General features: G+C 33.1%; 28 protein-coding genes. 6 read left to right on the top strand and 22 right to left on the bottom strand.

Going from position 1 to position 26,816, the window contains the following annotated elements; translation table 11 throughout:
* Positions 1-248: 248 nt before the first annotated feature.
* Entirely contained in the window at positions 249-617 is a 369-nt protein-coding gene (locus tag Q1A60_RS10385) for a hypothetical protein (protein WP_299764591.1), read from the top strand.
* A 132-nt stretch (positions 618-749) separates the two neighbouring features.
* Here Q1A60_RS10385 and mazG read toward each other — a convergent pair whose 3' ends face one another.
* From mazG to Q1A60_RS10355, 6 genes are all read right to left on the bottom strand, one after another.
* Complete coding sequence (mazG, locus tag Q1A60_RS10380; protein ID WP_299764593.1) at positions 750-1,523, bottom strand: nucleoside triphosphate pyrophosphohydrolase; 774 nt, start codon at positions 1,521-1,523, stop codon at positions 750-752.
* 62 nt (positions 1,524-1,585) lie between these two features.
* Positions 1,586-2,134 carry a hypothetical protein gene (locus Q1A60_RS10375; protein WP_299764595.1) on the bottom strand — a complete coding sequence of 183 codons (549 nt, stop codon included), beginning with the start codon at positions 2,132-2,134 and terminating at the stop codon, positions 1,586-1,588.
* 115 nt (positions 2,135-2,249) lie between these two features.
* Entirely contained in the window at positions 2,250-2,666 is a 417-nt protein-coding gene (locus Q1A60_RS10370; RefSeq protein WP_299764597.1) for a DUF5606 domain-containing protein, read from the bottom strand.
* Between the two features lie 105 nt (positions 2,667-2,771).
* Positions 2,772-3,362, bottom strand: coding sequence for a peptide deformylase (def, locus tag Q1A60_RS10365; protein WP_299764599.1), 591 nt, complete (start codon positions 3,360-3,362; stop codon positions 2,772-2,774).
* 4 nt (positions 3,363-3,366) lie between these two features.
* A complete protein-coding gene (gene ruvX / locus Q1A60_RS10360; protein WP_299764601.1) occupies positions 3,367-3,777 on the bottom strand; it encodes a Holliday junction resolvase RuvX in 411 nt (136 codons plus the stop codon).
* Positions 3,778-3,884: 107 nt separating this feature from the next.
* Entirely contained in the window at positions 3,885-4,961 is a 1,077-nt protein-coding gene (locus tag Q1A60_RS10355; RefSeq protein WP_299764604.1) for a T9SS type A sorting domain-containing protein, read from the bottom strand.
* Between the two features lie 252 nt (positions 4,962-5,213).
* Between Q1A60_RS10355 and Q1A60_RS10350 the strand changes: the two genes are divergently transcribed.
* From Q1A60_RS10350 to Q1A60_RS10340, 3 genes are read left to right on the top strand one after another with little or no spacing between them, the layout of a single operon-like run.
* Complete coding sequence (locus Q1A60_RS10350) at positions 5,214-6,269, top strand: thioredoxin-like domain-containing protein (protein ID WP_299764606.1); 1,056 nt, start codon at positions 5,214-5,216, stop codon at positions 6,267-6,269.
* Between the two features lie 14 nt (positions 6,270-6,283).
* On the top strand, positions 6,284-7,099 hold the full coding sequence (locus Q1A60_RS10345) for a 2,3,4,5-tetrahydropyridine-2,6-dicarboxylate N-succinyltransferase (RefSeq protein WP_299764608.1): 816 nt from the start codon (positions 6,284-6,286) through the stop codon (positions 7,097-7,099).
* A gap of 9 nt (positions 7,100-7,108) precedes the next feature.
* A complete protein-coding gene (locus tag Q1A60_RS10340) occupies positions 7,109-8,170 on the top strand; it encodes a glycosyltransferase family 9 protein (protein WP_299764610.1) in 1,062 nt (353 codons plus the stop codon).
* A gap of 78 nt (positions 8,171-8,248) precedes the next feature.
* Here Q1A60_RS10340 and Q1A60_RS10335 read toward each other — a convergent pair whose 3' ends face one another.
* From Q1A60_RS10335 to Q1A60_RS10325, 3 genes are read right to left on the bottom strand one after another with little or no spacing between them, the layout of a single operon-like run.
* The gene (locus Q1A60_RS10335) at positions 8,249-8,566 is read right to left on the bottom strand and encodes a hypothetical protein (RefSeq protein ID WP_299764612.1); all 318 of its coding nucleotides are present in this window, start codon (positions 8,564-8,566) and stop codon (positions 8,249-8,251) included.
* Between the two features lie 37 nt (positions 8,567-8,603).
* Positions 8,604-9,545, bottom strand: coding sequence for an NAD-dependent epimerase/dehydratase family protein (locus Q1A60_RS10330; protein ID WP_299764614.1), 942 nt, complete (start codon positions 9,543-9,545; stop codon positions 8,604-8,606).
* On the bottom strand, positions 9,542-10,384 hold the full coding sequence (locus Q1A60_RS10325) for a glycosyltransferase family 2 protein (protein WP_299764616.1): 843 nt from the start codon (positions 10,382-10,384) through the stop codon (positions 9,542-9,544). Before Q1A60_RS10325 ends, Q1A60_RS10330 begins: the two co-directional genes overlap by 4 nt.
* Positions 10,385-10,459: 75 nt before the next feature.
* Here Q1A60_RS10325 and Q1A60_RS10320 point away from each other — a divergent pair, with 75 nt between their 5' ends.
* Complete coding sequence (locus Q1A60_RS10320; protein WP_299764618.1) at positions 10,460-11,218, top strand: glycosyltransferase family 2 protein; 759 nt, start codon at positions 10,460-10,462, stop codon at positions 11,216-11,218.
* A 110-nt stretch (positions 11,219-11,328) separates the two neighbouring features.
* On the opposite strand, the gene Q1A60_RS10315 is transcribed toward Q1A60_RS10320, so the two are convergent.
* The 12 genes from Q1A60_RS10315 to Q1A60_RS10260 form a co-directional block, all read right to left on the bottom strand.
* Positions 11,329-11,562: a hypothetical protein gene (locus tag Q1A60_RS10315; RefSeq protein ID WP_299764621.1), complete on the bottom strand. Its 234-nt coding sequence runs from the start codon at positions 11,560-11,562 to the stop codon at positions 11,329-11,331.
* Positions 11,563-11,744: 182 nt separating this feature from the next.
* Entirely contained in the window at positions 11,745-12,557 is an 813-nt protein-coding gene (locus Q1A60_RS10310; RefSeq protein ID WP_299764623.1) for a prohibitin family protein, read from the bottom strand.
* 27 nt (positions 12,558-12,584) lie between these two features.
* Complete coding sequence (locus Q1A60_RS10305; RefSeq protein WP_299764625.1) at positions 12,585-14,618, bottom strand: VWA domain-containing protein; 2,034 nt, start codon at positions 14,616-14,618, stop codon at positions 12,585-12,587.
* A gap of 24 nt (positions 14,619-14,642) precedes the next feature.
* Positions 14,643-15,389: a 3-oxoacyl-[acyl-carrier-protein] reductase gene (gene fabG / locus Q1A60_RS10300; RefSeq protein WP_299764628.1), complete on the bottom strand. Its 747-nt coding sequence runs from the start codon at positions 15,387-15,389 to the stop codon at positions 14,643-14,645.
* A 138-nt stretch (positions 15,390-15,527) separates the two neighbouring features.
* Complete coding sequence (sucD, locus tag Q1A60_RS10295) at positions 15,528-16,400, bottom strand: succinate--CoA ligase subunit alpha (protein ID WP_299764630.1); 873 nt, start codon at positions 16,398-16,400, stop codon at positions 15,528-15,530.
* Positions 16,401-16,462: 62 nt separating this feature from the next.
* On the bottom strand, positions 16,463-16,876 hold the full coding sequence (locus tag Q1A60_RS10290) for a nuclear transport factor 2 family protein (RefSeq protein WP_299764632.1): 414 nt from the start codon (positions 16,874-16,876) through the stop codon (positions 16,463-16,465).
* The gene (locus Q1A60_RS10285) at positions 16,873-17,811 is read right to left on the bottom strand and encodes a UDP-3-O-(3-hydroxymyristoyl)glucosamine N-acyltransferase (protein ID WP_299764634.1); all 939 of its coding nucleotides are present in this window, start codon (positions 17,809-17,811) and stop codon (positions 16,873-16,875) included. Before Q1A60_RS10285 ends, Q1A60_RS10290 begins: the two co-directional genes overlap by 4 nt.
* 21 nt (positions 17,812-17,832) lie before the next feature.
* Positions 17,833-18,399 (bottom strand): elongation factor P, encoded by a 567-nt coding sequence (gene efp / locus Q1A60_RS10280; RefSeq protein WP_299764637.1) that lies wholly within the window; start codon positions 18,397-18,399, stop codon positions 17,833-17,835.
* Between the two features lie 121 nt (positions 18,400-18,520).
* A complete protein-coding gene (gene lpxA / locus Q1A60_RS10275) occupies positions 18,521-19,306 on the bottom strand; it encodes an acyl-ACP--UDP-N-acetylglucosamine O-acyltransferase (protein ID WP_299764639.1) in 786 nt (261 codons plus the stop codon).
* A gap of 6 nt (positions 19,307-19,312) precedes the next feature.
* Positions 19,313-20,719 (bottom strand): bifunctional UDP-3-O-[3-hydroxymyristoyl] N-acetylglucosamine deacetylase/3-hydroxyacyl-ACP dehydratase, encoded by a 1,407-nt coding sequence (locus Q1A60_RS10270; protein WP_299764641.1) that lies wholly within the window; start codon positions 20,717-20,719, stop codon positions 19,313-19,315.
* Complete coding sequence (gene lpxD, locus Q1A60_RS10265; protein WP_299764643.1) at positions 20,716-21,738, bottom strand: UDP-3-O-(3-hydroxymyristoyl)glucosamine N-acyltransferase; 1,023 nt, start codon at positions 21,736-21,738, stop codon at positions 20,716-20,718. Before lpxD ends, Q1A60_RS10270 begins: the two co-directional genes overlap by 4 nt.
* Positions 21,739-21,761: 23 nt before the next feature.
* The gene (locus Q1A60_RS10260; RefSeq protein ID WP_299764974.1) at positions 21,762-22,988 is read right to left on the bottom strand and encodes an HD domain-containing protein; all 1,227 of its coding nucleotides are present in this window, start codon (positions 22,986-22,988) and stop codon (positions 21,762-21,764) included.
* A 106-nt stretch (positions 22,989-23,094) separates the two neighbouring features.
* Between Q1A60_RS10260 and Q1A60_RS10255 the strand changes: the two genes are divergently transcribed.
* Positions 23,095-24,642: a bifunctional response regulator/alkaline phosphatase family protein gene (locus Q1A60_RS10255; protein WP_299764645.1), complete on the top strand. Its 1,548-nt coding sequence runs from the start codon at positions 23,095-23,097 to the stop codon at positions 24,640-24,642.
* A 295-nt stretch (positions 24,643-24,937) separates the two neighbouring features.
* On the opposite strand, the gene Q1A60_RS10250 is transcribed toward Q1A60_RS10255, so the two are convergent.
* Positions 24,938-26,698, bottom strand: a complete 1,761-nt coding sequence (locus Q1A60_RS10250) for an AraC family transcriptional regulator (protein ID WP_299764647.1) — start codon at positions 26,696-26,698, stop codon at positions 24,938-24,940.
* Positions 26,699-26,816 lie beyond the last annotated feature (118 nt).

Below are 26,816 nucleotides of genomic sequence, written 5' to 3'. Positions count from 1 at the left end.
TTCTCATATACATTTCTTATTTGTTAAAAGACTGTTTTTTAAATTATAAGCGGTCATTCTTCACTTTTATAATACGCTTTTTGAACATTCCTCATTACTTTGCTATAAAGTGCTATTATTTTACTTTTTATGTTATTATTTATTACTTTGTGCAACAGTTCGCACTAACAAAAGCGACAATAGAATAACACTCTACTATTATTAATTTAAGTAGAGTGTTATTCTATTTTTAGATTGCATCTATAAATATGAGTATAAAGACTAGAACACGATTATTTGTTGAGTCCCAGCAAATCACCATAAAAGCTTTTGAGAGATCAATTAATGCTTCTAATGGCTACATCAATAATATTACACGAAGTATTAGTCTTGAAAAAATAGATTTGATTGTAGAAAAGTATCCTATCTTAAATATAGAGTGGTTACTTACGGGTAAAGGTGATATGCTTAAAGCATTAACCGATTTGAATGAACCTGAATTACAATATATTCACGAAGATGCAACCACCAGAGCAACAATGACTGCAAAAGCATTGGTAAAAATAGATGCCTCTGTCACACAATTACTTCAAGAGGTTGCTGAAATAAAAGAACATTTAGGGAAGAAAAGGAAATAGTGTGTAATTTTATACGTTATACGTTATACGTTATACGTTATACGTTATAGGTTATAGGTTACATGATATCTGTGATTATTTTATATACCACACTATTAATCATTAACCATTAACCGTAAGCATCCAGTTTGATTATAACTTCTTTGCCTCTTCCCAAAAAACATCCATTTCGGCGAGTGTCATATCACTTAGATTTTTACCAAGCGTCGCAGCTTTACTTTCAAGATATTGAAATCGTTTTATGAATTTCTTATTGGTACGCTCTAAAGCGCTTTCTGGGTCTACTTTTAAGAAACGTGCATAATTAATCATAGAGAAAAGCACATCGCCAAATTCGGCTTCTATTTTTTCTTGATCATTTGCATTGACTTCGTCTTGCAACTCCCCTAGCTCTTCTTGTAATTTTTCAAAAACTTGTTGTGGTTCTTCCCAATCAAACCCTACCCCAGCCACTTTATCTTGAATGCGGCTGGCTTTTACCATCGCGGGTAAACTACGTGGCACACCTTCTAAGACAGATTTCTTTCCTTCTTTAAGTTTAAGCTTTTCCCAGTTGCGTTGTACTTCCGCTTCGTCTGCTACTTCTATATCTCCATAAATATGAGGATGACGATCTACCAATTTATCTGAAATACTATGCGCTACATCGGCAATATCAAAGTCTTTGGTTTCACTTCCAATCTTAGCATAAAACACAATATGCAATAGCAAATCTCCAAGTTCTTTCTTGATTTCTTCTAGATCATTATCTAGAATCGCATCGCCTAGCTCATAGGTCTCTTCTATCGTAAGATGACGTAAACTTTGCATGGTCTGTTTTTTATCCCACGGACATCCTACTCTAAGTTCGTCCATTATGGTTAAGAGTCTATCAATGGCGTCTAGTTGTTGCTGTCTTGTGTTCATAGGTATATTTCATTTCCGCGAAGGCGGAAATCTTAATTTTTAAATTGAATTGTAAGAACTTTCTAATTAACTAATTTTTGATACTCACCTACCATTTCTAAAATTTCAGATGGTTTTTTACTAATCATTTCTAGGTCGACATTTTCATATATCATTAATTCATTGGCTATTGTATTCATTTTCTCAAGTCTTTTTAATATTGCTGAATTTCTTTTCAATTCATTAATACCAATAAGAAGCTTTTGGATCTCTTGAATCTTTATAATGTAATCTTTACTAATTACTCTTATACAAGTATTACAATAATTTTTATTTGAATATTCTAATTTAGAATATTCAAATATACTTTTGCACCATAAACAGTTCTTAGTGACAATACTATTATTATACTCTATTTCTTTGTTTATATTTTCTTGTTCCTCTGCTGCTACTTTTGATCCTATTATTAATCCGCCTACGACTCCAATACTTCCAAATAAAATTACTTGGATTCTTTGTTTATTCTCTAATTCTGATTTTTTAGTATAAAATGAATCAAATATAAAACCAAAAAACACACCCAAAACTAATCCTACAATAGCTCCTGTTAATGGGTATTTTAAATTTTTCATCAATTTATTGATTAGTATTTATATGATTGGTGTTAAATATATACTATACCTCTAAACTAAAAAAGCCTTTGCAATCTAATTGCAAAGGCCGTATGCTTTTATAAAAAGTTATGCACTATTCTTCCTCGTCTGAAGTAGCCTCAGGAGCAGAAAAGTCCATCAAATTATTTTTCTGTAAGATATTGTACCATTGTACTACTTTCTTAATATCACTAGGATATACACGATCTTCATCATAATCTGGTACCACGTTAAAGAAAAACTCTTCTAGTTCATCTTTAGAAACCTTATGATGTATGGTAGGTCCTCCATTTTCTTTCGTTTTTATTTTTTCAAATACTTCACGTAATGGAATTTCTTCTGTTAGTGTATATATTGCTATCTCTGAAAGAATACTCACGTTATGGCGTAATCCTACAGATATACGCTTTCCATCTAATAAAGATTCTGCGACAAACCCACTACGCGTTTGTGTTTTTAATTCGTAAATACCTGGTTTTCCAGAAATGGATAATATTTTATCTAAACCCATATGTTTTTTTATCAAATTTGGTCGGCAAATATGCATTGCCCTAATGTAAAATCAAAATTTATTGTATAAGAAAATGTGGTCTTTGTCATTTATTTAACACTTTCCTTATCTCTTTTTAGAAACTGCTGGGAAACGCATACGATAATCGGCATCACATTTTCCTTTAGAGATATTAGCAAGCCTTCCTTTTAATATACGTTTCTTAAGGCTCGATAGTTTATCTGTAAACAAAACTCCTTCTATATGATCATATTCATGCTGAATCACACGTGCAATGATTCCGTCATACGTTTCTGTGTATTCTTTAAAATTTTCGTCTTGGTACTTTATAGTAATCGTAGATTCTCTAAATACATCTTCTGTAATGCCTGGAATACTTAAGCATCCTTCATTAAATGCCCATTCATCTCCAGTACTTTCTAAAATCTCAGCATTTATAAATACTTTTTTAAAGTCTTTAAATACGGCCTGCTCTTCTTCTGTAAACTCCTTATCGTTTGCAAAGGGAGACGTATCTACTAAAAACATTCTAATAGAAAGTCCTATTTGAGGAGCCGCAAGTCCCAATCCGTTAGCACCATACATGGTTTCAAACATATTATCTATAAGTGCAGGAAGCTTAGGGTAATCCTTAGTAATAGGTTTTGCTTTCTTCTTTAAAACGGGATCTCCGTAGGCTACTATAGGTAAAATCATATACTTATTTATTATAGAGGTAATCTTGTAATATTATTGTGGCGCTTATTTGATCAACAAGTGCTTTGTTTTGTCTTTTCTTTTTTCCAATTCCGCTATCAATCATTGTTTGGAAAGCCATTTTAGAGGTAAAACGTTCGTCTTGACGAATGATCTTTAAATCTGGAAAGGTCTTGAGTACGCTTTCGCGAAAGCGTATAATGTGTGCTTCCACATCTGAAGCTTCATTATTCATACGTTTAGGCTCTCCTATTACCATCGCCTCAACCTGCTCCTTCTGAAAGTACTCTTTTAAAAAGGGCATTAACTTTTTGGTCTCAACCGTGGTTAACCCAGAAGCAATCATCTGAAGTTCATCAGTGATTGCAATTCCTGTTCGTTTGGTCCCATAATCTATCGCAATAATGCGTGCCATCTCTAAAATTTGGTGCAAAAATAAGCAAAACCAAAGGATATGTGAGCAAGCATAACTACAATATGTTGAGTCTCCTATTAATCAATAACTATAGCGTAGTAAACATTTTAGTTCACCAATATTTTTTTTGATAACACTTGACCATTTAAAGTAATATTGAGTAAATACATCCCGCGAGCTAAAGATGATGATTCTAATGATACTTGTTTTTCTCCAATACTATTATTTTCTGAAAATAGCGTACGTATTAATTTCCCATCTATAGAATATACAGACATAGAAACCTGACTCGCTTCTTGCAATGTAAATGAAATGATACTTGAAGATGTTATAGGATTTTCTGATAAAGAAAATTGAATAGAATCTAATACAGCTTCTTCTATAGCTAATGGGTCTTCGACATCTGCAAAAAGTACATTATTGAAAATTGGAATTCCTATAGTAACAGTACCACCTACATCTTTGATGTCTATATCTGCTGGATTATTAATACTAGGAACATCTATTATAGCGCTTTCAGAAAAATCACTAGTATAACGTGTAATTGCAGCAGGATTCCAAGAAGAAACATAAAATTCATCTAAGCTTTCACTATATATAATACCATCTATATTACCTAAGCCAGTATCTGCTATTACATCACTCACACTATTATTGGTAAGATCTAATTGTCTAATACTTGCATTACTTGTAAATGTTACAAATAGTAACCTATTATTATCACCGTCAAATAAAATACCATTTGGAGATGTCCCTGCATTGGAAGTTAGTATAGTACTTGTTGGATTATCTATATCAGATACATCTATTTGATGAATATCTCCTAATGAAAAATCTGTAACGTATAATTGATCGACTCCATTATTAGCCATTCCATTCAAGAAACCGACGCCACTAATAGAAAGACTCATCACTTGAGCAGCTGTGTCAAGATCATATCCTCTTAGTACATTAGAATCTAATGCATACAGAATATTTCCTATAATTTCCATACCATGGGTGGCACTCATAGTTCCAAAAACACTAAGATTACCATTGCCATCATCTATAATAATATTAGACCCATTGGCAACTAACCATCTATCATTGGCTTCGTCGTAAGCAACACTTTCTGCTGATTGATAATTTTGAGCATTACTTAACATAAAACTAAAAATGCATAGAATTGTAAATAAATTTTTCATAGTTATATTTTTATCAAAAATATGAAACATTTCCATCAAGATCTCTTTTATTTTTTCTTTCCCTTATCTTGTTATTTAGCCAGACTATACAGGTTATTATAGTATTCTTAAAATAAAAAAGGATTGTTTTTTTAATACAAGACTATATACCAGAATAGTAAATTCAGGTATCTATCTTGTTAAATTATAGAAAATCTAAGGTTGTATACAAATATGAAGTTTTATCTTTGATCTTTATTGTAACAACCAAAAATGAATCTTCGATTTCCCATTAGTATACTAGTGATCCTATTTGTTGTGTCCTGTGGTAAGCAAACAACAAAAGAAAAGGAAATAGTACGCAAAAAAGAAGATTTAAATCTATCTGATATCAATCTAGTCATTCATTCTGATATACCTATTGATAGCGTATGGGTAGCAGATATTGGACAAAAAGAAAGCTTCTTCCTTCCTTATAAGGATACCATAAAAGTAGATTTTCAAAGAAATCTTAATGACCTTTATAATGTATATGTACATACAGAAGGAAAAAGAATAGGAAAACAGTTTTGGTTAGATGGAGAACAGTTACTCATAGATTTAACAGTAGAAGAACAGCAAGTAACAGTAGATAAGGTTGATAGTTCTCCTTTATATACTGCTTCGTTACAATTTACAGATACGTACCGAGAATTAATTGATTCTAAGGTAGATAGTTCAGCAATAGATAAATTTCTCATTTCTGAAATACGTACACATATAGATACACCACTTTCGCATGCAATTGTTGGGAATTTCTTGTTTCGTAACCAAAACCATCGTGATAAAGTAGATAATCTCTACCGAATCATGCGTATGCAAACGGATAGTCTTCAGGATCATTTTATAAATAATACAGATCGAATGATTAGTATTCTAAACACGGGAGCTGTACAATTTGATCAGTATGAGTTAGGAGATATCAATGATCAAAAAACGAATATTACCTTGGATCCCTCTAAACAGTACTTATTAGATTTTTGGTTTGTAAGATGTGCACCATGTATAAGAGATCATAAACGTATTGCCAAAAACTATACTATTTTTGAAGAAAATAATATAGAACTTATAGGAGTCTCTAGAGATGACAAATTCTCCATATGGAGAAACTATCTAGAAAAACATGAGTATCCATGGGTGAATGTACGAGAACAGAAACTAGAAAAACGATTGACTTATGATTTGTCTATTTGGGAGTTTCCAACCTACGCACTCATAGATCATACAGGAAGTATACAAGCTCGGTTTAGCAGTTTTGCTCAATTTGAGAACTATATAAATAAAAAATAATAAGAAAAATTGAAATGAATCAGTTACAAAATCTAATTGAAAAAGCTTGGGACGATCGTTCTGAGTTACAAAATCCAGTTACCATTAATGCCATTCGTGAAGTAGTAGATATGCTTGATCGTGGTACACTACGTGTTGCCGAGCCTACCGATACTGGATGGCAAGTCAATGAATGGGTAAAGAAAGCAGTCGTATTATATTTTCCAATTCAACAAATGGAAACATTAGAAGCAGGAATTTTTGAATACCATGATAAAATTCCGCTAAAAAGAGATTTTAAAAACCGTGGTATTCGTGTGGTACCTAATGCTGTAGCACGCCATGGAGCGTATATCTCTAGCGGTGTTATCTTGATGCCTAGTTATGTAAATATAGGTGCATATGTAGATGAAGGAACGATGGTAGATACATGGGCAACCGTAGGAAGTTGTGCCCAAATAGGTAAAAATGTACACTTAAGTGGTGGTGTAGGAATAGGCGGTGTATTAGAACCATTACAAGCAGCTCCGGTAATTATAGAGGATGGTGCTTTTATAGGGAGTAGATGTATCGTTGTAGAAGGCGTACGCGTAGAAAAAGAAGCTGTTTTAGGGGCAAATGTTGTATTAACCATGAGTACAAAAATCATAGATGTTACTGGTGATACGCCTGTTGAAATGAAAGGAAGAGTTCCTGCACGTTCTGTAGTGATTCCTGGAAGTTATACAAAGAAATTTGCTGCAGGAGAATATAATGTGCCGTGTGCTTTAATTATAGGAAAACGTAAAGAAAGCACCAATAAAAAAACCTCTCTTAATGACGCTCTAAGAGAATATGATGTAGCAGTATAATCACGCTATATGGGTAAAAAAATATTAATTATACAACACAAAATGATAGGCGATGTTCTTACATCGTCTATTCTTTGTGAAGCAATAAAACATAAATACCCAACCGCAGAAGTTCATTATCTTATTAATGAGCATACTTTACCTGTATTAGAGAACAATCCATTTATAGATAAAAAGATAGTGTTTACTCCAGAAATGGAGAAAAGTAATAAAGCACTTAAAGAGTTGTATACCTCTTTAGCTTCCTATATGTATGATATTAGTATTGATGTCTATTCAAAAATAGGAAGTGCTCGTATAGCTAAAATTACGAAAGCCCCACAACGCATCGGGTATAAAAAATGGTATACAAAACTTGTATTCACAGACCTATATTCATATCACTATACTCCAGAAACTGAAGCAGGGCTCGCTATAGAGAATCGTATGAAGCTACTTCAAGCCATTGATACTGATTTTCCTAAAGCATTAAAACCTAAACTTTATGTGACTGATGAAGAGACCGCTTCCGCGAAAAAAATACTAGCAGGCGCTAGAACACATCCTGATCAGAAATTATATATGATAGGCATTTTAGGAAGTGCTTCTAATAAGACATACCCTCTGCCCTACCTAGCCACCTTATTAGATCATATTGTACACTCGACAGAAGCTCGGTTACTCTTTAATTATATTCCAAAACAAATAGATCAGGTAGACGCATTGTATCAATTGTGTTCAGAAAAAACACAGCAGCATATCTTAAAAGATATTTATGGAAAAAGTTTACGTGAGTTTATTGCGTTAACGACACAATGTGACGCACTAATAGGTAATGAAGGTGGTGCTATCAATATGGCAAAAGCACTGGATATTCCGACATTTACGATCTTCTCTCCTTGGATACGTAGAGCTGCTTGGGCATTATATGAAAATGATCAAAATCATGTAGTTCACCTACAAGATTATGAATCTAATCTTTACGTTTCTAAAAGCCTTAAGGATATTAAAAAACGACATGCGTATTATTATTCATTACTCACTCCTGAAAAAATTGAAGGGAAATTAAATGAGTTTATAGGAGTTGTATAGTTTTATAAATAAATCCTTAATTCCAATCCTAATGTAATAACCTTTTTTAAGAAAGACATCAAGAAATCAATATCTTCATTAATATCTTTCAGTTCGTACTCGCTTGTTGTCCAGTGAAATAATATTTTTTTTAGAATCTATTTTAGGAATAAACTCTTCTAAATTTAGTATTCTACGAACTCTAGATAGTTCTTGATTTAAATCTTTAACGGTATCTAGATTTAATATTTGTAATTCATCAATCCACTTATCTGAATGAATATCTAAATCTAATAATATTGGAAATTCTTTTCTAATCCTTTTAGGTAGATATTTAGAACAATCAAGAAGAAAGTAAGGTGTTGTTTCTAAAACAACTTTTCTTTCTTTATTAATCGCTTCCATCCATCTTCCCATGTTCTATGATATTAATGATAGATCTAAATATATATAATTAAAGAAACTTCTCTTTATACCAAGCCACTTGTGCGCGCAGTCCTTCTTCAAAATCAGTTTTAGGAGTATACTCTAATAGCATTTTTGCTTTATCTATTGTAGCAGATGTTTTTAACTGATCTCCAGGACGCTTTCCTGCTTTTTCGATAAGAGCCTTCTTCCCTATGATCTTTTCTATCAATGCAATACCTTGTCCTGTTGTATGTACATCTGTACTTCCTAGATTAATAATCTCACCGTTACATACAGTTTTATGATCGAGTATCTTTTCTAATCCATCTGTAATATCGCCTACATAGGTGAAACTACGTTCATGATGCTCACTCCCTTCGTATAATGGGAATGATGTACCTTCATAGATAGCTTTAATAAGTTTTGTGTATAATTTTTCTGGACGTTCTCTAGGTCCATATACTGAAAACAAACGAATAGAACACGCATTCAGTTTATCCAATCGTTGTGATGCGAGGACTAATTGCTCTGCGGCTAATTTTGTAACTCCATAATCAGATACAGGCATAGGTGCTTCTTCTTCTGTAGATGTAGCGTGTAATCCATAAATAGAAGACGTGGCAATATTTATAAATAACTGAGTATTCTTATTTTGATGAATAGACCATTGCAACAAATTTTGAGTTACTTGGATATTATTGCGTTCATAATCTGTAAATGGTGTCTTTGCAGAAATACCAGGTTGTGCAGCAAAATGATAGATAATATCAATATCATTAGGTAAAATAGAACCTAAATCATCAAATAAATCTGCTCTAAGAAGTGTAACACCCGTATTTTCAATATCATTTGCATTGATTTCTTTTAGTTTAGGGTCATAGTAATCAGAAAAATTATCTATTCCTACTACTTGATGACCTTGAGAGACCAAACGTTCACAAAGATGAGAACCTATAAAACCAGCAGCTCCAGTGACTAATATTTTCATTCTTTTATATCGTCATCTTTTTTAATACCGTAATACGTGTACGCATACCCTTTTTTACGTGTATTCTTCCTAATTGCAGCATTACGTTCTAATGTTTCTTTTGTTTTATATCCTCTTGGGTGATCAAGATGTAAACACAAAGCACTATAACGTATTTGCTTTGATTTTAATCCCATATTTATTAATCGTTCTCCAAGCTCTCTATCTTGTCCGCCATATTGCATACGTTCATCAAATCCATTGACACTAAGAATATCTTTTTTCCAACCACTAGAATTATGACCATTCCAACTAGCATTCGTAGGTGTTATAAAATTTAATACGCTAGCTAATGTATCTGTTGCAGAAATTTTATTATTCTTGAAGGATGTTTTTAAACCATTATTTTTAAGCCATTCCAAATCAAAACATTTTTGTTGTTCGATATCTTCTTGGTTAATTAATTCTGAAATATTCATGGGAAGCTTAAAATATCCTCCTGAAAGAAAATAATTAGGTTCTCTATATTTAATATGTTGTTCTACAAAATCATTTTTTGGAATACAATCTCCGTCACTCATGAGAATATAATCTGTCGTACAGGCAAGGATTGCTTTATTTAGAATGCGGGACTTTTGAAAACCATCATCTTTCTGCCAAACGTGAATAATAGGAACAGGGAAATGTTTTTTAAAAGTATCAATTACTTCTTTAGTTTCAGTACCTGATCCATCATCTGCTATGACTATTTCAAAATCTTGAGTTGTTTGTACAGCATAACCCCATAATGTTTTTTTAAGCCATTCTATAGCATTATATGTACTTATCACTACTGATAAGGTTGGTTGATTTTTAGTCATGGTTGAGTCATAATATGTACAAAAATAAACTTTTAATTATAAAAAAGTTAGTAGTTTTGTTGTCCTACTAAATTTATGGAAAAATTAACGGCTATAATCCCTACAGGTAACGAAGAACACAACATTCGTGAAGTTCTCGAATCTGTATCTTTTGCAGATGAGATTATGGTAGTAGACTCCATGAGCACTGATAATACACTCACTATTGCTAAAGAATTCACAGACACTATTATACGCCGTAAGTATCAGTATTCTGCGTCGCAAAAGAATTGGGCTATCCCACAAGCTACGCACGAATGGATATTACTAGTAGATGCTGATGAGAGGGTGACTCCTGAATTACAAAAAGAAATTATATCGATTCTTAATAACCCACCTACAGACGGAACGGTAGCGTATTGGATTTATCGTACGAACCATTTTATGGGAAAACGTGTACGATATAGTGGATGGCAAAATGATAAAGTAATTCGATTATTCAGAAAAAGTAAATGTGTATATGAAGACAAAATGGTTCATGCAGAGATCATTGCAGATGGTCAAGTTGGTTTTTTAAAAAATCGTTTTCATCATAATACATATATCACTTTAGATAGCCATATTAAAAAATTAAATAGATATGCTGCCTGGCAAGCTAGAGACTATGATAAGAAAACAGGACGTCTCGGTATATTTCATTTTGTGATTAAACCTTTCTGGGGTTTCTTCAAACATTATTTTGTTCAAATGGGATTTAGAGATGGTGTGGTAGGCCTTATCATAAGTTATTTACATGCTTATGCCGTCTGGATGCGTTATGCAAAACTATGGTTATATAGACGCGGTTTGAAGTAATATGCACTCTTTATACGCTTTCGCGAAAGCGTATACATTCACTTTCCAAATAAAAAACAGTAACTAATACGGTGACTAATTACTGCTTTATCTTGAAATTTTAAACAATTTTATCTGTGAGCCTGATGTCCACAAGATGCGTCCCATCCTAGACTTCCCCATGCGTTAACCCAAGCAGTAGCAGAGCCTGAACTTTGATTTCCATAAAATGTATGACTTACGACATCTTTTGTTCGAATACATGCAAATGCATGATCTTCAAAAATAGCGCCTCCATTTGTACTCTTTAATTGCACTTTATTTAATTGTTTAACTCCTTTAAGAAATAACATGTTTTTTAGCATAACTTCATTGTTTTAAGATTATAACTTAAAAATACATGGGACTAAAAAGTAACACAATAGCAATTTCAAAAGTGCAAGGGGTAATTGTAAAAGCGATTATAAGTATCTTAAAAAGACAAAACCCATTTGAGAGTTCCAAATGGGTTTTGTAAAATAATCTATGAACTATAGATATAATATTATTAATTATTCCCTAAAATAAGTGGTAAACCACTATCTCCAGATCCTACTACAATTACTTTAGCATTTGGAGATTCTGAAAGTCTTAATGTTGCTTCGATACCTTTATCTCGTAATATTTGATCATTAAGGGATGCACTTAAAATTCTGTTTGCATCTGCTTTTCCTTGTGCATCAATACGTGCCTTATCTGCTTCTTTTTGAGCTGTTACAAGTCTAAATTCATATTCTAGTGATTCTTGCTCTTGCTTTAACTTACGCTCAATGGCTTGCTTGATAGTAGGTGGCAATGTTACGTCTCTAATTAAAACTCTTTTCAGAATAATATACTGTTCATCAATAATCTTTTTTGTTTCCTCAAAAATTTCATTTTGAATAGCATCACGCTTACTAGAATACAGTTGTTCTGGAGTATAACGTCCTACAACACTTCTAGCAGCACTACGAACTGCAGGTTGTAAGACACGAGTTAAATAGCTTTCCCCTTTTTCGTTATGCAACCTTCCTAAGTTATTGACATCTGGCATATATTGCACAGAGGCATCTAAAGTAATGTCCAATCCATTTGAAGATAACACAGACATTTTTTCTGGAATTTCTTGCTGTCTTACTTCATATACAATGACTTTATTCCAAGGTGCAATAATATTCAGACCTTGTCCTAAAGCTGGCTCATCAGAATTAACCCCATTCCCTAAAGTATGTAATACTCCAGCATATCCAGAATCTATCGTTACAGCAGATTTTGCCACTAAAACAATTGCTATTATTAAAACAATTACTATAGGCAATCCAATTTTTGGTAATTTATCCATGATTTATTTTTTTGGTTATTTTAATGATTATGTAAGACCATTATATTTTCGCATAAACCACTCTATTGCAAGTAGTAAAGCTAAAACACCTAATAGCCATTTCCAGTCTATTAAAGGTACAACATTTTCAGTGCTTTTTTGCACTGGTCTATACCTAGTATCATTTAGTAAAAAAGTAATTAATGGGTCAATCGTTGAAATAGTATATCGTTTACCATCTGTGTTTATTGCAACTTGTGACAAGGCCGTTACATTAGCATTTAGAAACTGTTGTTCTACTTCAAAAGGAACTATTGTAAAGGTGCCAGACCTTGCTAATCCTTGATTTTGTACCGTAACTGTAAATGAATAATCACCAGGTGCAAGATTACTCAAATCAATTTCATAGGCATTACGTTGTAGTAAAAAAGGAGCATCATAGACCTCTTCTGTCTCTTTATTAATCACTTTTATAGTAAGCGCAGCTCTATTGTCAAACACATAATTCTTGTCAAAATATTGTGCGTAGAGTTTTACAGATCCATTCCCGTAATAAAAAGAATCATAATCTAAGTTAAGCCTACTCTTTCGTTTATTTGAAGCGGCATATTGAATTAAGTTATCAATAAAATTATCAAAATCTTCAAAACTCTTAGTATCTATATAACTTTGTGCTCTCCAACGCCAGAGTCCTTCGCCAAATACATATACCCCTCTCCTACCATTTTGATCTGTAGTAGCCAATAAAGGAGTATCTGTCGTAATGGTTCCTATTTTTTGATATAAGGCAATATCAGCTTCAGTCTTTAATGTGATGTCTCCAAAACTTGTGGTAAGTGGAGGGAAATCAGAAAAATTAAGATCATTTAGAACAAACGTAGAGAAATTTGGATTACTTATTCCTTGAACATCTTCATCTTGCGTTGTGACCTCATGGTATACTTCCGTTTGCAATTGATTTACAACATTCCAATCTGTTTTTGGACCTGTGATCGTCATACTATTCTTCCCTAAAGCTTCAAGCTCTCTATATACAGGTTGAAAAAGACCATTAGGTTGATATAAAACAACGAGTTGGTACTCATTTAATGTACCAACAGCTTCTGCTGGTTTTGCGTAGGTAACACTACGCAATCTATTACTCTCTATACTTTTCTTAAGCATACCAACATCTGGATGAATGATATCAGAAACAATAAGTACATTGGTTTTTTGGTCAATAACTTCTACCGCAAAGTTTTTACTATTATTTTTTGTATTCTTTTCATTCTCAATAGCCTGAAGACTTACTGTATATTGTCTTACGCCAACGGTACTTGCAGGAATTAGTGCGGTAATGATTTGTGATTTCTTCTGATTAGAAAAACTAATGTTTTGTTGATATACCACTGTATTTCCTGAACGTATCGTTAATCTAGAAGAAACGTCGCGATCTCCATTATAATTTGTAAAAACTTCTACTGGAAATTTATTATTGATATAGGCATATCTATTCACATTTACTTGACCAACAATAAGATCGTCATATACAAGGGTATCTCCTACAACAATAGGATATACATTCTGATTGAAGTTTTTACTAGTGTATTCAAATGCTTCTCCAAATGTCTGATTTCCATCAGATAAAAGTATAACCGGTGCTACATCATTTCTATATAAAGAAGTAAATGAAGAAAAAACGTCAGCAATATTTGTTTGCCTTTCGGCGAAATTTACAGAATCTAAGGTTGTTACTTCTGTTCCAAAACCAAAATACTGGATATCAAAGGCATTGTTTAAGTCTTTGTTTTCGCGAAAGCGTACCAAAGCATCTTCTACGCGAGTATCATATCCTAAATATCGAATACTCGCAGAGTTATCTACAGCAATGGCCAAAGAAGGTTTTTCTGTATAGAATGTTTCTTGTTTGTATTTTGGATTAATTAGTAGTAATAAAAGTCCAAAAACAGTAAAAAAGCGAAATAAAGCATATACTCTATTTCGCTTTGTCTTATAGACAGCCTTATAAAAATATTGAAACAGAGCAACAGCTAAAGCGATAATTGCGGCTCCAATAATTAATAATAAGGTGGTGCTTGTCATATAAATGGCTTCTTAGAAAGAGTCTTAGGTTAACATTCCTCCATCTACATTAAGTACTTGTCCTGTAACATATGCACTTAAATCACTAGCTAAGAATACACATGCATTTGCAATATCTTCTGGACTTCCTCCTCGTTTTAATGGAATAGCGTTACGCCAGCTATTTACGGTATCTTCATCAAGTTTTGCCGTCATCTCAGTTTCTATAAATCCAGGTGCAATGACATTGGTACGTATGTTACGTGATCCTAATTCTAATGCCATAGATTTTGAAAATCCAATCATACCTGCTTTTGAGGCAGCATAATTTGCTTGACCAGCATTTCCTTTCACTCCTACTACAGAACTCATATTTACAATACTTCCATGACGTTGTTTAAGCATTGTGCGTTGCACTGCCTTTGTCATATTAAAGATAGATTTAAGATTTACTTCGATCACTTTGTCAAAATCTTCTTCAGACATACGCATTAAGAGATTATCTTTTGTAATTCCTGCATTATTGATAAGAATATCAATACCTCCAAAATCTGCGGCTACATCTTTTACAAGTTGTTGTGCTTGATCAAAATCGGCTGCATTACTTTTATATCCTTTTGCCTTCACACCTGTTGCATTAAGCGTATCTTCTAGTGCATTTGCTGCATCTACAGAAGAACTGTATGTAAAAGCTACATTTGCTCCATGCTGAGCAAAAACTTCGGCAATACCTTTCCCAATACCACGACTGGCTCCGGTAATAATGGCTGTTTTTCCTTCTAATAATTTCATATATGTTGGTCGTTTAATCTTAGTCTTTTCTATAGTATCAAATATAAGGAAATGCGTAAGGGGTTGCACAAAAAAACCTCTTGAAAATTCAAGAGGTTTTTAAAGTTTATGATACTTTTATCATAATATGTTGAGCTATTATCCTAAAACTTCAGCAATCTTTTTTCCAATCTCAGCTGGACTATCTACCACATGAATTCCACATGCTCTCATGATTGCTTTTTTTGCTTGTGCCGTGTCATCACTTCCACCTACAATCGCACCTGCATGCCCCATGGTACGTCCTGCAGGAGCAGTTTCTCCAGCTATAAATCCTACTACAGGTTTTGTGCTACCGCTATCTTTATACCAGTTTGCAGCATCTGCTTCTAACTGACCTCCGATTTCTCCGATCATTACAACAGCTTCTGTCTCTGGATCATTAATTAATAATTCTACAGCTTCTTTTGTCGTAGTTCCAATAATTGGATCTCCTCCTATTCCGATAGCCGTAGTAATTCCAAGACCTTGTTTTACAACTTGGTCTGCTGCCTCATACGTAAGTGTTCCTGATTTAGAAACAATTCCTACACGACCTTTCTTAAATACAAACCCAGGCATGATTCCTACCTTAGCTTCTCCCGGAGTAATAACTCCTGGACAGTTAGGTCCAACTAAACGACAATCGATATTTTTTATATAATCTGATGCTTTGATCATGTCTGCAACAGGAATACCTTCTGTGATTGTTATAATAACTTTAATACCCGCATCTGCAGCTTCCATAATTGCATCGGCTGCAAAAGCTGGTGGGACAAAGATAATAGTTGTATCTGCTCCTAGTTTTTGAACCGCTTCTTCTACAGTATTAAAAACAGGACGATCAAGATGTGTTTGTCCTCCTTTTCCAGGGGTAACACCTCCTACTACATTTGTACCATATTCAATCATTTGACCAGCGTGAAAAGTTCCTTCACTACCTGTAAATCCTTGAACAATAATTTTCGAATCTTTATTTACTAAAACGCTCATTGTTTGTTTTTAAGTTTTGCTTTGCAAAAATAGTTTTTTATAGGCTTTTGTCGAAGGTATTTTTACAAATTTACACCTCGATATGAAATCATCGCTTCTTGGTCTTCTTCAGCCGGTTGACTCATTTGATATCCACGATACATAAGGCTATCTTTTATTTCCCATATAGCTATAAAATGTGCAACAGGAACTTCTTCATTAGGATTTTCTATCATTCTAACAAAATAGGTAAACCGTATCGTTACGTGATCTCCTTCTTCTAACAAATGAGTAATATCACATCGTACAGATTCAAAAGATTTTGATGCCTCAGATGCCATCGTAAGAATATCATTCATACCCATATGTGAATATCCTGTTCTTGCATTCCAAAAAAGTTCCATCTCTGGGTGAAGGTATTTTTTTACATTTTCAGTTTCATTAAAAAAATCTGAAGTATAAAAATTGCTTACGATATTTTTACCGTTTGTACTCATTTTTTATTCTTTAATTGTTCTATAAGTTCTGGAACCATCCTAAGATTGGCTATCTCTTTATATTTTTCTCTAAAATCACCAGCTGGCGTACCAAAATAACTTTTTTTGCCTTCTAACGATTTACTTACACCGCTTTGTGCAGAAACTACAGCTTTCTCTCCTATTGTAATGCCGCTGGTAATACCTACTTGTCCCCATAATGTGACTTCATCTTCTACGATAACACATCCAGCAATTCCCGTTTGTGAAGCAATCAATACTTTTTTGCCAATTACAGTATCATGTCCTATATGTACTTGGTTATCTATCTTAGTGCCTTCGCCTATCGTAGTATCACCTGTAACACCTTTGTCTATGGTACAAGCCGCACCTATATCTACATGATCTTTTACAACGACACGTCCTCCTGATTTTAGCTTGTCAAATCCTTCTGGACGTTTTTTATAATAAAAAGCATCTGCTCCTAATACAGTACCAGCATGAATCGTAACATGATCTCCTATGACGGTATGATCATAAATACTCACATTAGAATGTATCAAACAGTTTTTACCTATAGTAACATGATTACCTACAAATGCAGTAGGCTGTATGACTGTGCCTTCTCCTATTACTGCAGTATCTGCAATCGTTTTTGAAGCACTAACAAAGCCTTTAAAATACTCGGTTAGTTTATTAAAATCTCTAAATGGATCATCTGATAGTAATAAAGTTTTTCCTTCTGGACAGTCTACCTCTTTATTAATCAAAATAATAGTGGCAGCACTTCCTAGTGCTTTACTATAATATTTTGGATGATCTACAAACACAATATCGCCTGGTGTTACTACATGAATTTCATTCATGCCTAACACTGGGAAATTTGCATCTCCTATAGGAGTTGCATCTATGATAGTAGCAATTTGTTGTAATGTATGTGCTTGTGGAAATTTCACGAGTGTGTTTTTGAAAAAGAATTACTCCTTAATTCTTTCTTTATACGTTCCTTTAGCCGTTTCAATTTTAATTTTGTCTCCTTCATTAATGAATAAAGGTACATTCACTCTTGCGCCTGTTTCTACAGTTGCAGGTTTTGTAGCATTTGTAGCAGTGTTCCCTTTAACTCCAGGTTCTGTATGTGTTACTTCTAAGATAACACTTGCAGGCATATCTACAGATAAAGGCGCTTGATCTTCAGAATTAATTAATACGGTTACTACATTCCCTTCCTTAAGGAATTCTGCCGCATCTATTGTTTCTTTTTGTAGTGTGATCTGATTATAGTCTTCTACATTCATAAAGTGATAGGTATCCCCTTCTGGATATAAAAATTGAAATTTATGCGTTTCAACACGTACTTCTTCTATTTTATGTCCCGCAGAAAAGGTATTATCTATCACTTTTCCGGTGGTTACACTTTTCATTTTTGTTCTTACAAAAGCAGGTCCTTTTCCTGGTTTTACGTGTAAAAACTCAATGATTTTAAAAATATCATGATTATAATGAATACATAATCCGTTACGAATGTCTGATGTTGTTGCCATATTTGTGTTGCGTACAGATTGTATTGTTTATCTATACTGCTATTTAAGGTTAAACGATTATTATATGATCTAAAGATCTGGTTATATACGCTTTCGCGAAAGCGTATACAGAAATAGTCTATTAATTAGAGCTAAAATATCCTTTCATAATACCACGTTGAGAATTTCTGATAAATTGCAATATCTCATCTCTTTCTGGAGTAGCTTCCATTTCTGCTTCTATAATTTCTACCGCTTGTGTATTATTATAGTTCTTTTGGTATAGAATTCTAAAAATATTTTGAATCTCACGTATTTTTTCTGTGGTAAATCCACGACGACGAAGTCCTATAGAGTTAATCCCTACATAACTTAACGGCTCTCTACCTGCTTTTACAAATGGAGGTACATCTTTTCTCACAAGAGAACCACCTGTAACAAAGGCATGACTCCCAATCGTACAGAATTGTTGTACCGCAGCCATTCCTGCTAAAACCACATGCTCACCAACAGTAATATGTCCTGCTAGTGTACTATTATTTGAAAAAATACAATTATCTCCTACAATACAGTCATGTGCTATATGACAATAGGCCATAATCCAACAGTTTTTTCCAACTTCTGTTTTCATACGATCTGAAGTACCTCTATTTATAGTAACACACTCCCTGATGGTTGTGTTATCACCTATAATCGTGACTGTATCTTCATCATTAAATTTTTTGTCTTGTGGAATGGCTGATATCACCGCTCCTGGGAAAATACTTACGTTTTTACCGATGCGGGCTCCTTCCATGATAGTAACATTAGATCCTATCCAGCTTCCTTCTCCTATCACTACATTATTATGAATAGTAGTAAAAGGTTCTATAACTACATTTTTTGCAATTTTAGCACCTGGGTGCACATATGCGAGTGGTTGGTTCATATATAGTTAGTTGTTCTTTACTTTAACAATTTGCGCCATAATTTCGGCTTCTGATACTAGTTTGCCATTTGCATAGGCTCTTGCTTGCATTTGGCATATTCCTCTTCGTATAGGAGACATCAAATCTAGTTTAAAAATAAGAGTATCGCCAGGTACTACTTGTTGTTTATAACGTACTTTATCAATTTTTAATAAGTACGTAAGGTAATTTTCTGGATCAGGTACTGTACTAAGTACAAGAATTCCTCCTGTTTGTGCCATGGCTTCAATTTGCAAAACACCTGGCATTACTGGTGCTCCAGGAAAATGACCTACGAAAAACGGTTCGTTCATCGTTACATTTTTCATTCCTATTACATACGTATCAGTAAGCTCTAATATTTTATCAACCAATAAAAATGGAGGACGATGCGGTAGCATTTCCATAATTTGATTTACATCCTTCACTGGAGGTGCGTGTAAATCTACATCTGGCACATGATTACGACGTTCTGCCTTTATAATTTTTTGAAGTTTCTTTGCAAACTGGGTATTTACATAATGTCCAGGCTTATTTGCAATAACCTTTCCTTTTATACGCGTTCCTATTAAGGCTAAATCTCCTATAACATCTAATAATTTATGGCGTGCTGCCTCATTAGGGTGATGTAATGTAAGATTGTCTAAAATTCCATTAGGTTTTACAGAGATGTGTTCTTTATTAAAAGCTACACGTAGCTTTTCCATTGTTTCAGGAGATAATTCTTTATCTACATAGACAATGGCATTATTAAGATCTCCTCCTTTAATTAATCCATGCTCTAAGAGCATTTCTATTTCGTGTAAAAAACTAAACGTACGACTATCAGAGATTTCTTCTTTAAATTCTGAAAGGTGTTTTATACTTGCATTTTGAGTGCCTAATACTTTAGTACCAAAGTCAACCATGGTTGTAACTTGATACTCATTTGCAGGCATTAAAATAATCTCGCTTCCAGAATCTTCATCTACATAAGAAATTACTTCTTTTACTACATATTCATTACGACATTCTTCTTGCTCTTTAATTCCTGCTTTTTCTAATGCTTCTACAAAGAATTTTGAAGAACCATCCATGATAGGAGGCTCAGATGCATTGAGTTCTATTAAAATATTATCTATTTCTAAGCCTACACAAGCAGCAAGGACGTGTTCTGTTGTTTGAATAGTAACACCATTTTTTTCAAGATTGGTTCCTCGTTGGGTGTTTGTTACTAATGAAGCATCTGCATCAATAATAGGGCTTCCTTCAAGATCTACACGTTGAAATTTATATCCGTGATTTTCATTAGCTGGTTTAAAAGTCATTGTTACGTTATCTCCTGTATGTAATCCTACACCAGTCAACGTAACTTCCTTAGCTATTGTACATTGTTGAGTTCTAGCTTCACTCATTGATTTATCTTTTTTTCGAGTTGATTAACCTTTTGAACTATTTTAGGTAAGTTTTTAAAATGCACATATGATCGGTTCCAATCTGCATATCCAAATGACGGAGATCCTTGTAAAACTTCGTCATCCTTTATATTACGTCCAATTCCAGACTGTGCTTGAATACGAACACGATCCCCTATTGTGATATGACCAGCAATTCCTACTTGTCCACCAATGAGGCAATTTTTTCCGATTTTTGTAGAACCAGCAACTCCTGTTTGTGCTGCAATAGCCGTATGAGCTCCTATTTCTACATTATGAGCAATCTGTATTTGATTATCTAGCTTTACGCCTTGTCTAATTATTGTAGATCCTAAGGTCGCTCTGTCTATGGTAGTTCCCGCTCCAATATCTACATAATCTTCTATAATGACATTTCCTGTTTGAGGCACTTTACTATATTCTCCTTTTTCATTAGGTGTAAAACCAAATCCATCGGCACCTACAATAGCACCACTATGGATGTATACGGATTCTCCTATAATACAATCAGAATATACTTTTGCTCCAGAAAACAATACACTATTATCACCGATAACAACATTATCTCCTACATATGCATTAGGATAAATCTTGACATTACTTCCAATTTTTACATTATCACCTAAGTATGAAAATGCCCCTAAATAAAGTCCTTCTCCATAGATAGCAGACTCAGAAATATAACTTGGTTGCTCTATACCTAATTTATTAAGTTTTACCTGATTATAATATTCCAATAGTTTTGAAAAAGATTTATAAGCATCTTCCACTCGTATAAGTGTAGTCTCTATTTCATTTTCTAATTCAAAGTCGGTATTAACAATAGCAATAGATGCTTTTGTCGTGTATAGGTATGAGGTATATTTAGGATTAGCTAAAAAAGTAAGTGATCCAGATGTTCCTTCTTCTATTTTTGCAAGCTTAGAAACTTGAACTTCAGGATTACCCTCTACTGTTCCTTCTAATATTCCTGCTATTTGGGCTGCTGTAAATTTCATGTGTGGCAAAAATAACAAAAAACTTAGTCTTTAGGTTTGGGGTAGCATATATAGTTTTTAACTACTTCTTTTGTTAACGATTTTAAACTTAATTGATCACTAGCTTTTACTACGTCTACAATCTTGCCATTTGGTAAGACTATATTGATGCCTCCTTGTGTATAATTATATCCTTGATTTGATATTTTTCCTGTAAAAACAAAATAAGAAGCTTCGTAAGAACTTATATTATAACGCGCTATTAATGAATTAATATGCTTTTGTTGTTTCTCTTCTGAAAATGGTTTTTTTCGAATTTTTACTTTTAATAAATCTCTATTGATAATAGATTTTGATAATTCTCTAAGTACAAAGTCGTCAGTATAACACCACTCTTTCATAGCCGAAATAATATCATAATCATCCAATTTTGAAAACGTATTTAAGGCTTCCTTAAAATTATGTTGATCAATTTTATTCTTTAAAAAATAGGATAACGCACTACTCGCAGGCAGATCTACTCCTGTATGTGATACTTCTTTGGCTCGTTTTAAAACTCGCGTAATTAACTGTTCTGCCACGACCCCCGTTTTATGTAGATATACTTGCCAATACATAAGACGCCTAGCTACTAAAAACTTTTCGACAGTATAGACTCCTTTTTCTTCCACGACAAGTTGGTCTTCAAATACATTAAGCATCGCAATAATACGATCTGTATTAATGTTCCCTTCTGCCATACCTGTATAAAAACTATCCCTTTTCAAATAGTCAGTACGATCCATGTCTAATTGACCCGATACAAGTTGATTTAAAAATTTACGTGTATAAGTGCCTTGAAATATTTGGAGTGCTAGCGTTAAACTTCCGTTAAACTCTTCGTTTAAAGCTTCCATAAAAGCGATAGAAATCTGCTCATGATGCACGTTTTCTATGATACTTTCTTCCATGGCATGTGAAAAAGGCCCATGTCCTATATCGTGTAATAATATGGCAATAAGCGTTGCTTCTTCTTCTTCTTTAGAAATAAGAACACCTTTATTTTTAAGGGTTATCAGTGCTTTTTGCATAATATGCAAACACCCTATTGCATGGTGAAAACGTGTGTGATGTGCCCCTGGATATACCAAATATGAAAGGCCCATTTGTGTAATACGACGTAAGCGTTGGAAATAGGGATGCTGAATCAAATTAAAAATAACACCATTAGGTATGGTAATAAAACCATAAATAGGATCGTTAATTATAGTAACTTTGGTAGACTGTTTTATCACAGAGAATTTTAAAAGAGTTTAAACAAATATACCACTAATCACACTAGCTTTTAGGAGAGTTATTTTTTGCTTTCGCGAAAGCGTATAAAACACCACACAATACATGAGTACAATCAACATTCTTTGGGTAGATGACGAAATTGATTTATTAAAACCACATATCCTTTTTTTAGAGAAAAAGAACTATTCTGTAACCAAATGTACGAGCGGTACCGAGGCTATTGAAATCATCGATGAACAAAATTTTGATATTGTTTTTCTTGATGAAAACATGCCAGGTTTAACAGGGTTGGAAACACTTAATGAGATCAAAAACAAACGCGAGAGTGTACCTGTAGTGATGATTACCAAAAGTGAAGAGGAGTATATTATGGAAGAAGCAATTGGTTCTAAAATTGCCGACTACCTTATTAAACCCGTGAATCCTAATCAGATTTTGCTGAGTTTAAAGAAAAACTTGGATCATAGCCGTTTGGTATCTCAAAAAACAGCTTCTTCATATCAACAAGAATTTAGAAAAATTGCGATGGACCTTTCGATGGTAAATTCTTTTGATGAATGGTCTGAATTATATCAAAAATTGATTTACTGGGAAATGGAATTAGAAACCATTGAAGATCCTAGCATGTTTGAGATTTTAGAGTCTCAAAAAGCAGAGGCAAATCATCAGTTCTGTAAATTTGTAGATAGAAATTATCCAGATTGGTTTACATCACATGATGGGCCTATTATGTCTCATACGCTTTTTAAAGAAAAAGTAGCGCCAGAAATTAAAAAAGGAGAACCTACGCTATTTGTAGTCATCGATAATCTTAGATACGATCAATGGAAAGCATTCGAACCGCACTTATCATCTTATTATAAAAAAAGAGAAGAAGATGCGTATTACAGTATTCTTCCTACCGCTACACAATATGCGCGTAATGCTATTTTCTCAGGTTTAATGCCTAGTGAGATGAAAAAGAGACATCCAAACTATTGGTTGGATGATACAGATGAAGGTGGTAAAAATATGCATGAAGCCGATTTTTTAAGAGAACAACTGAAACGACTACATATAGATATTACGTGGGAATATCATAAAATTACCAATTTAAAGAATGGTAAAAAGTTGGCTGAAAATTTTAAATCCCAAAAGAATAATGATCTTACGGTAGTCGTATACAACTTTGTGGATATGCTTTCACATTCTAAAACAGAAATGGAAGTGATCAAAGAGCTCGCAAGTACCGATAAATCGTATAGATCACTTACAGAAAGTTGGTTTAAAAACTCTCCGTTGTTAGATATGATACAGCAAGCACAACAAATGGGCTTTAAGTTAATTATCACTACAGATCATGGGACTATTAATGTAAAGAATCCTTCAAAGGTGATTGGGGATAAGAATACAAGTTTAAATTTACGCTATAAGACAGGAAGAAGTCTTACGTATGAAGACAAAGATGTACTCGCAGCAAAAGACCCTCGCACCATTCATCTTCCTACGATTAATATGAGTAGTTCGTTTATTTTTGCTAAAAGTGACTTGTTTTTTGCATACCCAAACAACTACAATCACTATGTGAGTTATTATAGAAATACCTATCAGCATGGAGGTGTTTCATTAGAAGAAATGATTATTCCTATAGCTATATTGGAGCCTAGGTAATGCCTTAAATACGATAATTGATTGATTCTCATACAAAATCGCATCAATATTATCGTGTTAATAAAATAGAGTAGTATTCTAAATTAGAGTACTACGCTATTTTGTTTTAAAGTACATCTCTACTACGCTTGATTGTACAGAAAAACTCATCTTCTCCCTGGTAAAGATTAAGATGAAGAGAATGTCATTCCGAATTTATTTCGGAATCTCAGTAAAACATAAAGTAGATTATACTCATGAGAATCTGAAACAAGTTCAGATTGACAAGGAGGCTACTTCTTCCTTTGGGAAAAGGTTAGGATGAGGGTGAAGAAAGTTTCTTCATAAAATAAGATACTGTAATCCCTGTAACCCTCTTAAAATGATTAGTAAAAGAACGTGTATTTGAAAAGCCAACCTCACTGGCAATCGCCTCTATGGTATAGGATCGAAATTTTGCATCCTCTTGTAGTTTATGTGTTGCATAGTGAACACGTAAATCACTGATATAAGTTGTAAAGTTAGTTTCTTTTACGCTATTGATATACTTAGATAAATAAGAAGAGTTCGTTTTTAACGTCTCTGCTAAGGATTTTAAGGTAACGGTATCATCTAGAAAACCATGTGCTTGTTCGAACTCTAATAAACCATTTGAAATTAATTTTATTTGTTTTTCTTCAAGATCCAAAGCTACTTTCTCTTTTTCTGGAACCCTTTTTAGTGTTTCAATTGTAGTCTTTTGTTCTTTAAATCTTTCTTGGAGTGTTTTAAATCGTTTTTTATTGAGATAGTTGGTACGTATATAATAGACTATGACTACTAATAAAATTACTAATACTAAGATTATAGTATACTTATTTCTTTTTTCAGATTTATTTTTAATATTGAGTTTTAGAATGACTTCATCTTTCTCTGCGAGTAATTGCGGCATGGTATATTCTTGTTCGATACGATTCCCTATTTCAATATAATTGGAAGAAATTTTTCGATCAAATTCAATAAGCTTATTGAGATACAACAATTGATTATCAGCATCCTCTACTTCTTTATAATGGTTAATTAATAGTTGGTATCCCTCACCTAATTCTTCAAATTCATCATCCGTAATTTGGTACAAACTATCTGCTTTTTTTATGAATTGGATGGCTTCTTCTTTACGATTGAGTTTCCATAAAGTGAGGCTTTTTATTATTGAAGAGCGACTAATACTATATAAATCTTCAGGGTCCTTTAATTCTAAAAATTTATTTGTGTGCACTAAAGCTTCTTTATAGTTTTTTTCTCTATATAAAATACCTCCTTTAAGTCCGTAATAATTAAGCTTATATTCTTTAAGATTATTTTTAATTCCATATTGATACACAGAATCTAAATAGATTGAAGCATTTTTTAATTCTTTTATTTCATAATAAACTTGTGCTAAACTATACTGAATGCTAGCATATGAGTTTTTATGATATTTTAATGAATGCCGAGATGAACTTGTATTATAGTTATTTATGTTATTTTTTTCTTTTTCAAGTATCTCGATATATTTTTTTATTGCTACTTTTTTATCTCCCCATTCAGATCTAAGTAAATTGATGTTACCTATTATATAATATTGTAGATAATCATTTTTGTTCTTTTTTGTGTATTCTAATGCTTTAAATAGCATTTCTACAGATTTTTTATAATTACCATCAAAATAAAATTTATCTGATTTATTGATATAGGCTAGAGCAGGTTGGAATTTATCATTATATTTTTCTGTATAAACAATGGCTTTATCAAAATAATCTAATCGATAATTTTCCAATTGCCCTAACATACTATAAGCCTTACCCATATTCAAAGAATCATTTTTTTGATAGGCAGTCCATAAATAGGTCATTGCTATTTCATGCGCAAAGAGACTATCTGGCTCTCTATCATAATAAGGCGCCGTTCTATTAAAATGGTCTATATACACTTTATACTCTTTATTTTTTAAAGAGTCAATAGGTATATAACCACCTAGAATGAGTTCTTGAGCATGTATGCTTGTTAAAGAAGAAAAACTTATGAGTACATAAGTCCATATATGAGTAAGTTTCATAAAATGAAAACTATATAAAGTCATTAATTATTGGAATATTTATAAAAATCACTTGAATATTTATAAATGTTCCTGTGTGTAACTTGTTCATTAAGGAGATTGGTTGCAATTTTGAAAT

Source organism: uncultured Dokdonia sp., from assembly GCF_947492535.1.
Lineage (GTDB): Bacteria > Bacteroidota > Bacteroidia > Flavobacteriales > Flavobacteriaceae > Dokdonia.
This window is presented reverse-complemented; position numbering and strand designations above follow the sequence as displayed.

Excerpts from the sequence above, each read along its gene's own strand:
- Q1A60_RS10385 (WP_299764591.1), top strand. The coding sequence starts at position 249 with ATGAGTATAAAGACTAGAACACGATTATTTGTTGAGTCCCAGCAAATC.
- mazG (WP_299764593.1), bottom strand. The coding sequence starts at position 1,523 with ATGAACACAAGACAGCAACAACTAGACGCCATTGATAGACTCTTAACC.
- Q1A60_RS10375 (WP_299764595.1), bottom strand. The coding sequence starts at position 2,134 with ATGAAAAATTTAAAATACCCATTAACAGGAGCTATTGTAGGATTAGTT.
- Q1A60_RS10370 (WP_299764597.1), bottom strand. The coding sequence starts at position 2,666 with ATGGGTTTAGATAAAATATTATCCATTTCTGGAAAACCAGGTATTTAC.
- def (WP_299764599.1), bottom strand. The coding sequence starts at position 3,362 with ATGATTTTACCTATAGTAGCCTACGGAGATCCCGTTTTAAAGAAGAAA.
- ruvX (WP_299764601.1), bottom strand. The coding sequence starts at position 3,777 with ATGGCACGCATTATTGCGATAGATTATGGGACCAAACGAACAGGAATT.
- Q1A60_RS10355 (WP_299764604.1), bottom strand. The coding sequence starts at position 4,961 with ATGAAAAATTTATTTACAATTCTATGCATTTTTAGTTTTATGTTAAGT.
- Q1A60_RS10350 (WP_299764606.1), top strand. The coding sequence starts at position 5,214 with ATGAATCTTCGATTTCCCATTAGTATACTAGTGATCCTATTTGTTGTG.
- Q1A60_RS10345 (WP_299764608.1), top strand. The coding sequence starts at position 6,284 with ATGAATCAGTTACAAAATCTAATTGAAAAAGCTTGGGACGATCGTTCT.
- Q1A60_RS10340 (WP_299764610.1), top strand. The coding sequence starts at position 7,109 with ATGGGTAAAAAAATATTAATTATACAACACAAAATGATAGGCGATGTT.
- Q1A60_RS10335 (WP_299764612.1), bottom strand. The coding sequence starts at position 8,566 with ATGGGAAGATGGATGGAAGCGATTAATAAAGAAAGAAAAGTTGTTTTA.
- Q1A60_RS10330 (WP_299764614.1), bottom strand. The coding sequence starts at position 9,545 with ATGAAAATATTAGTCACTGGAGCTGCTGGTTTTATAGGTTCTCATCTT.
- Q1A60_RS10325 (WP_299764616.1), bottom strand. The coding sequence starts at position 10,384 with ATGACTAAAAATCAACCAACCTTATCAGTAGTGATAAGTACATATAAT.
- Q1A60_RS10320 (WP_299764618.1), top strand. The coding sequence starts at position 10,460 with ATGGAAAAATTAACGGCTATAATCCCTACAGGTAACGAAGAACACAAC.
- Q1A60_RS10315 (WP_299764621.1), bottom strand. The coding sequence starts at position 11,562 with ATGCTAAAAAACATGTTATTTCTTAAAGGAGTTAAACAATTAAATAAA.
- Q1A60_RS10310 (WP_299764623.1), bottom strand. The coding sequence starts at position 12,557 with ATGGATAAATTACCAAAAATTGGATTGCCTATAGTAATTGTTTTAATA.
- Q1A60_RS10305 (WP_299764625.1), bottom strand. The coding sequence starts at position 14,618 with ATGACAAGCACCACCTTATTATTAATTATTGGAGCCGCAATTATCGCT.
- fabG (WP_299764628.1), bottom strand. The coding sequence starts at position 15,389 with ATGAAATTATTAGAAGGAAAAACAGCCATTATTACCGGAGCCAGTCGT.
- sucD (WP_299764630.1), bottom strand. The coding sequence starts at position 16,400 with ATGAGCGTTTTAGTAAATAAAGATTCGAAAATTATTGTTCAAGGATTT.
- Q1A60_RS10290 (WP_299764632.1), bottom strand. The coding sequence starts at position 16,876 with ATGAGTACAAACGGTAAAAATATCGTAAGCAATTTTTATACTTCAGAT.
- efp (WP_299764637.1), bottom strand. The coding sequence starts at position 18,399 with ATGGCAACAACATCAGACATTCGTAACGGATTATGTATTCATTATAAT.
- lpxA (WP_299764639.1), bottom strand. The coding sequence starts at position 19,306 with ATGAACCAACCACTCGCATATGTGCACCCAGGTGCTAAAATTGCAAAA.
- Q1A60_RS10270 (WP_299764641.1), bottom strand. The coding sequence starts at position 20,719 with ATGAGTGAAGCTAGAACTCAACAATGTACAATAGCTAAGGAAGTTACG.
- lpxD (WP_299764643.1), bottom strand. The coding sequence starts at position 21,738 with ATGAAATTTACAGCAGCCCAAATAGCAGGAATATTAGAAGGAACAGTA.
- Q1A60_RS10255 (WP_299764645.1), top strand. The coding sequence starts at position 23,095 with ATGAGTACAATCAACATTCTTTGGGTAGATGACGAAATTGATTTATTA.
- Q1A60_RS10250 (WP_299764647.1), bottom strand. The coding sequence starts at position 26,698 with ATGAAACTTACTCATATATGGACTTATGTACTCATAAGTTTTTCTTCT.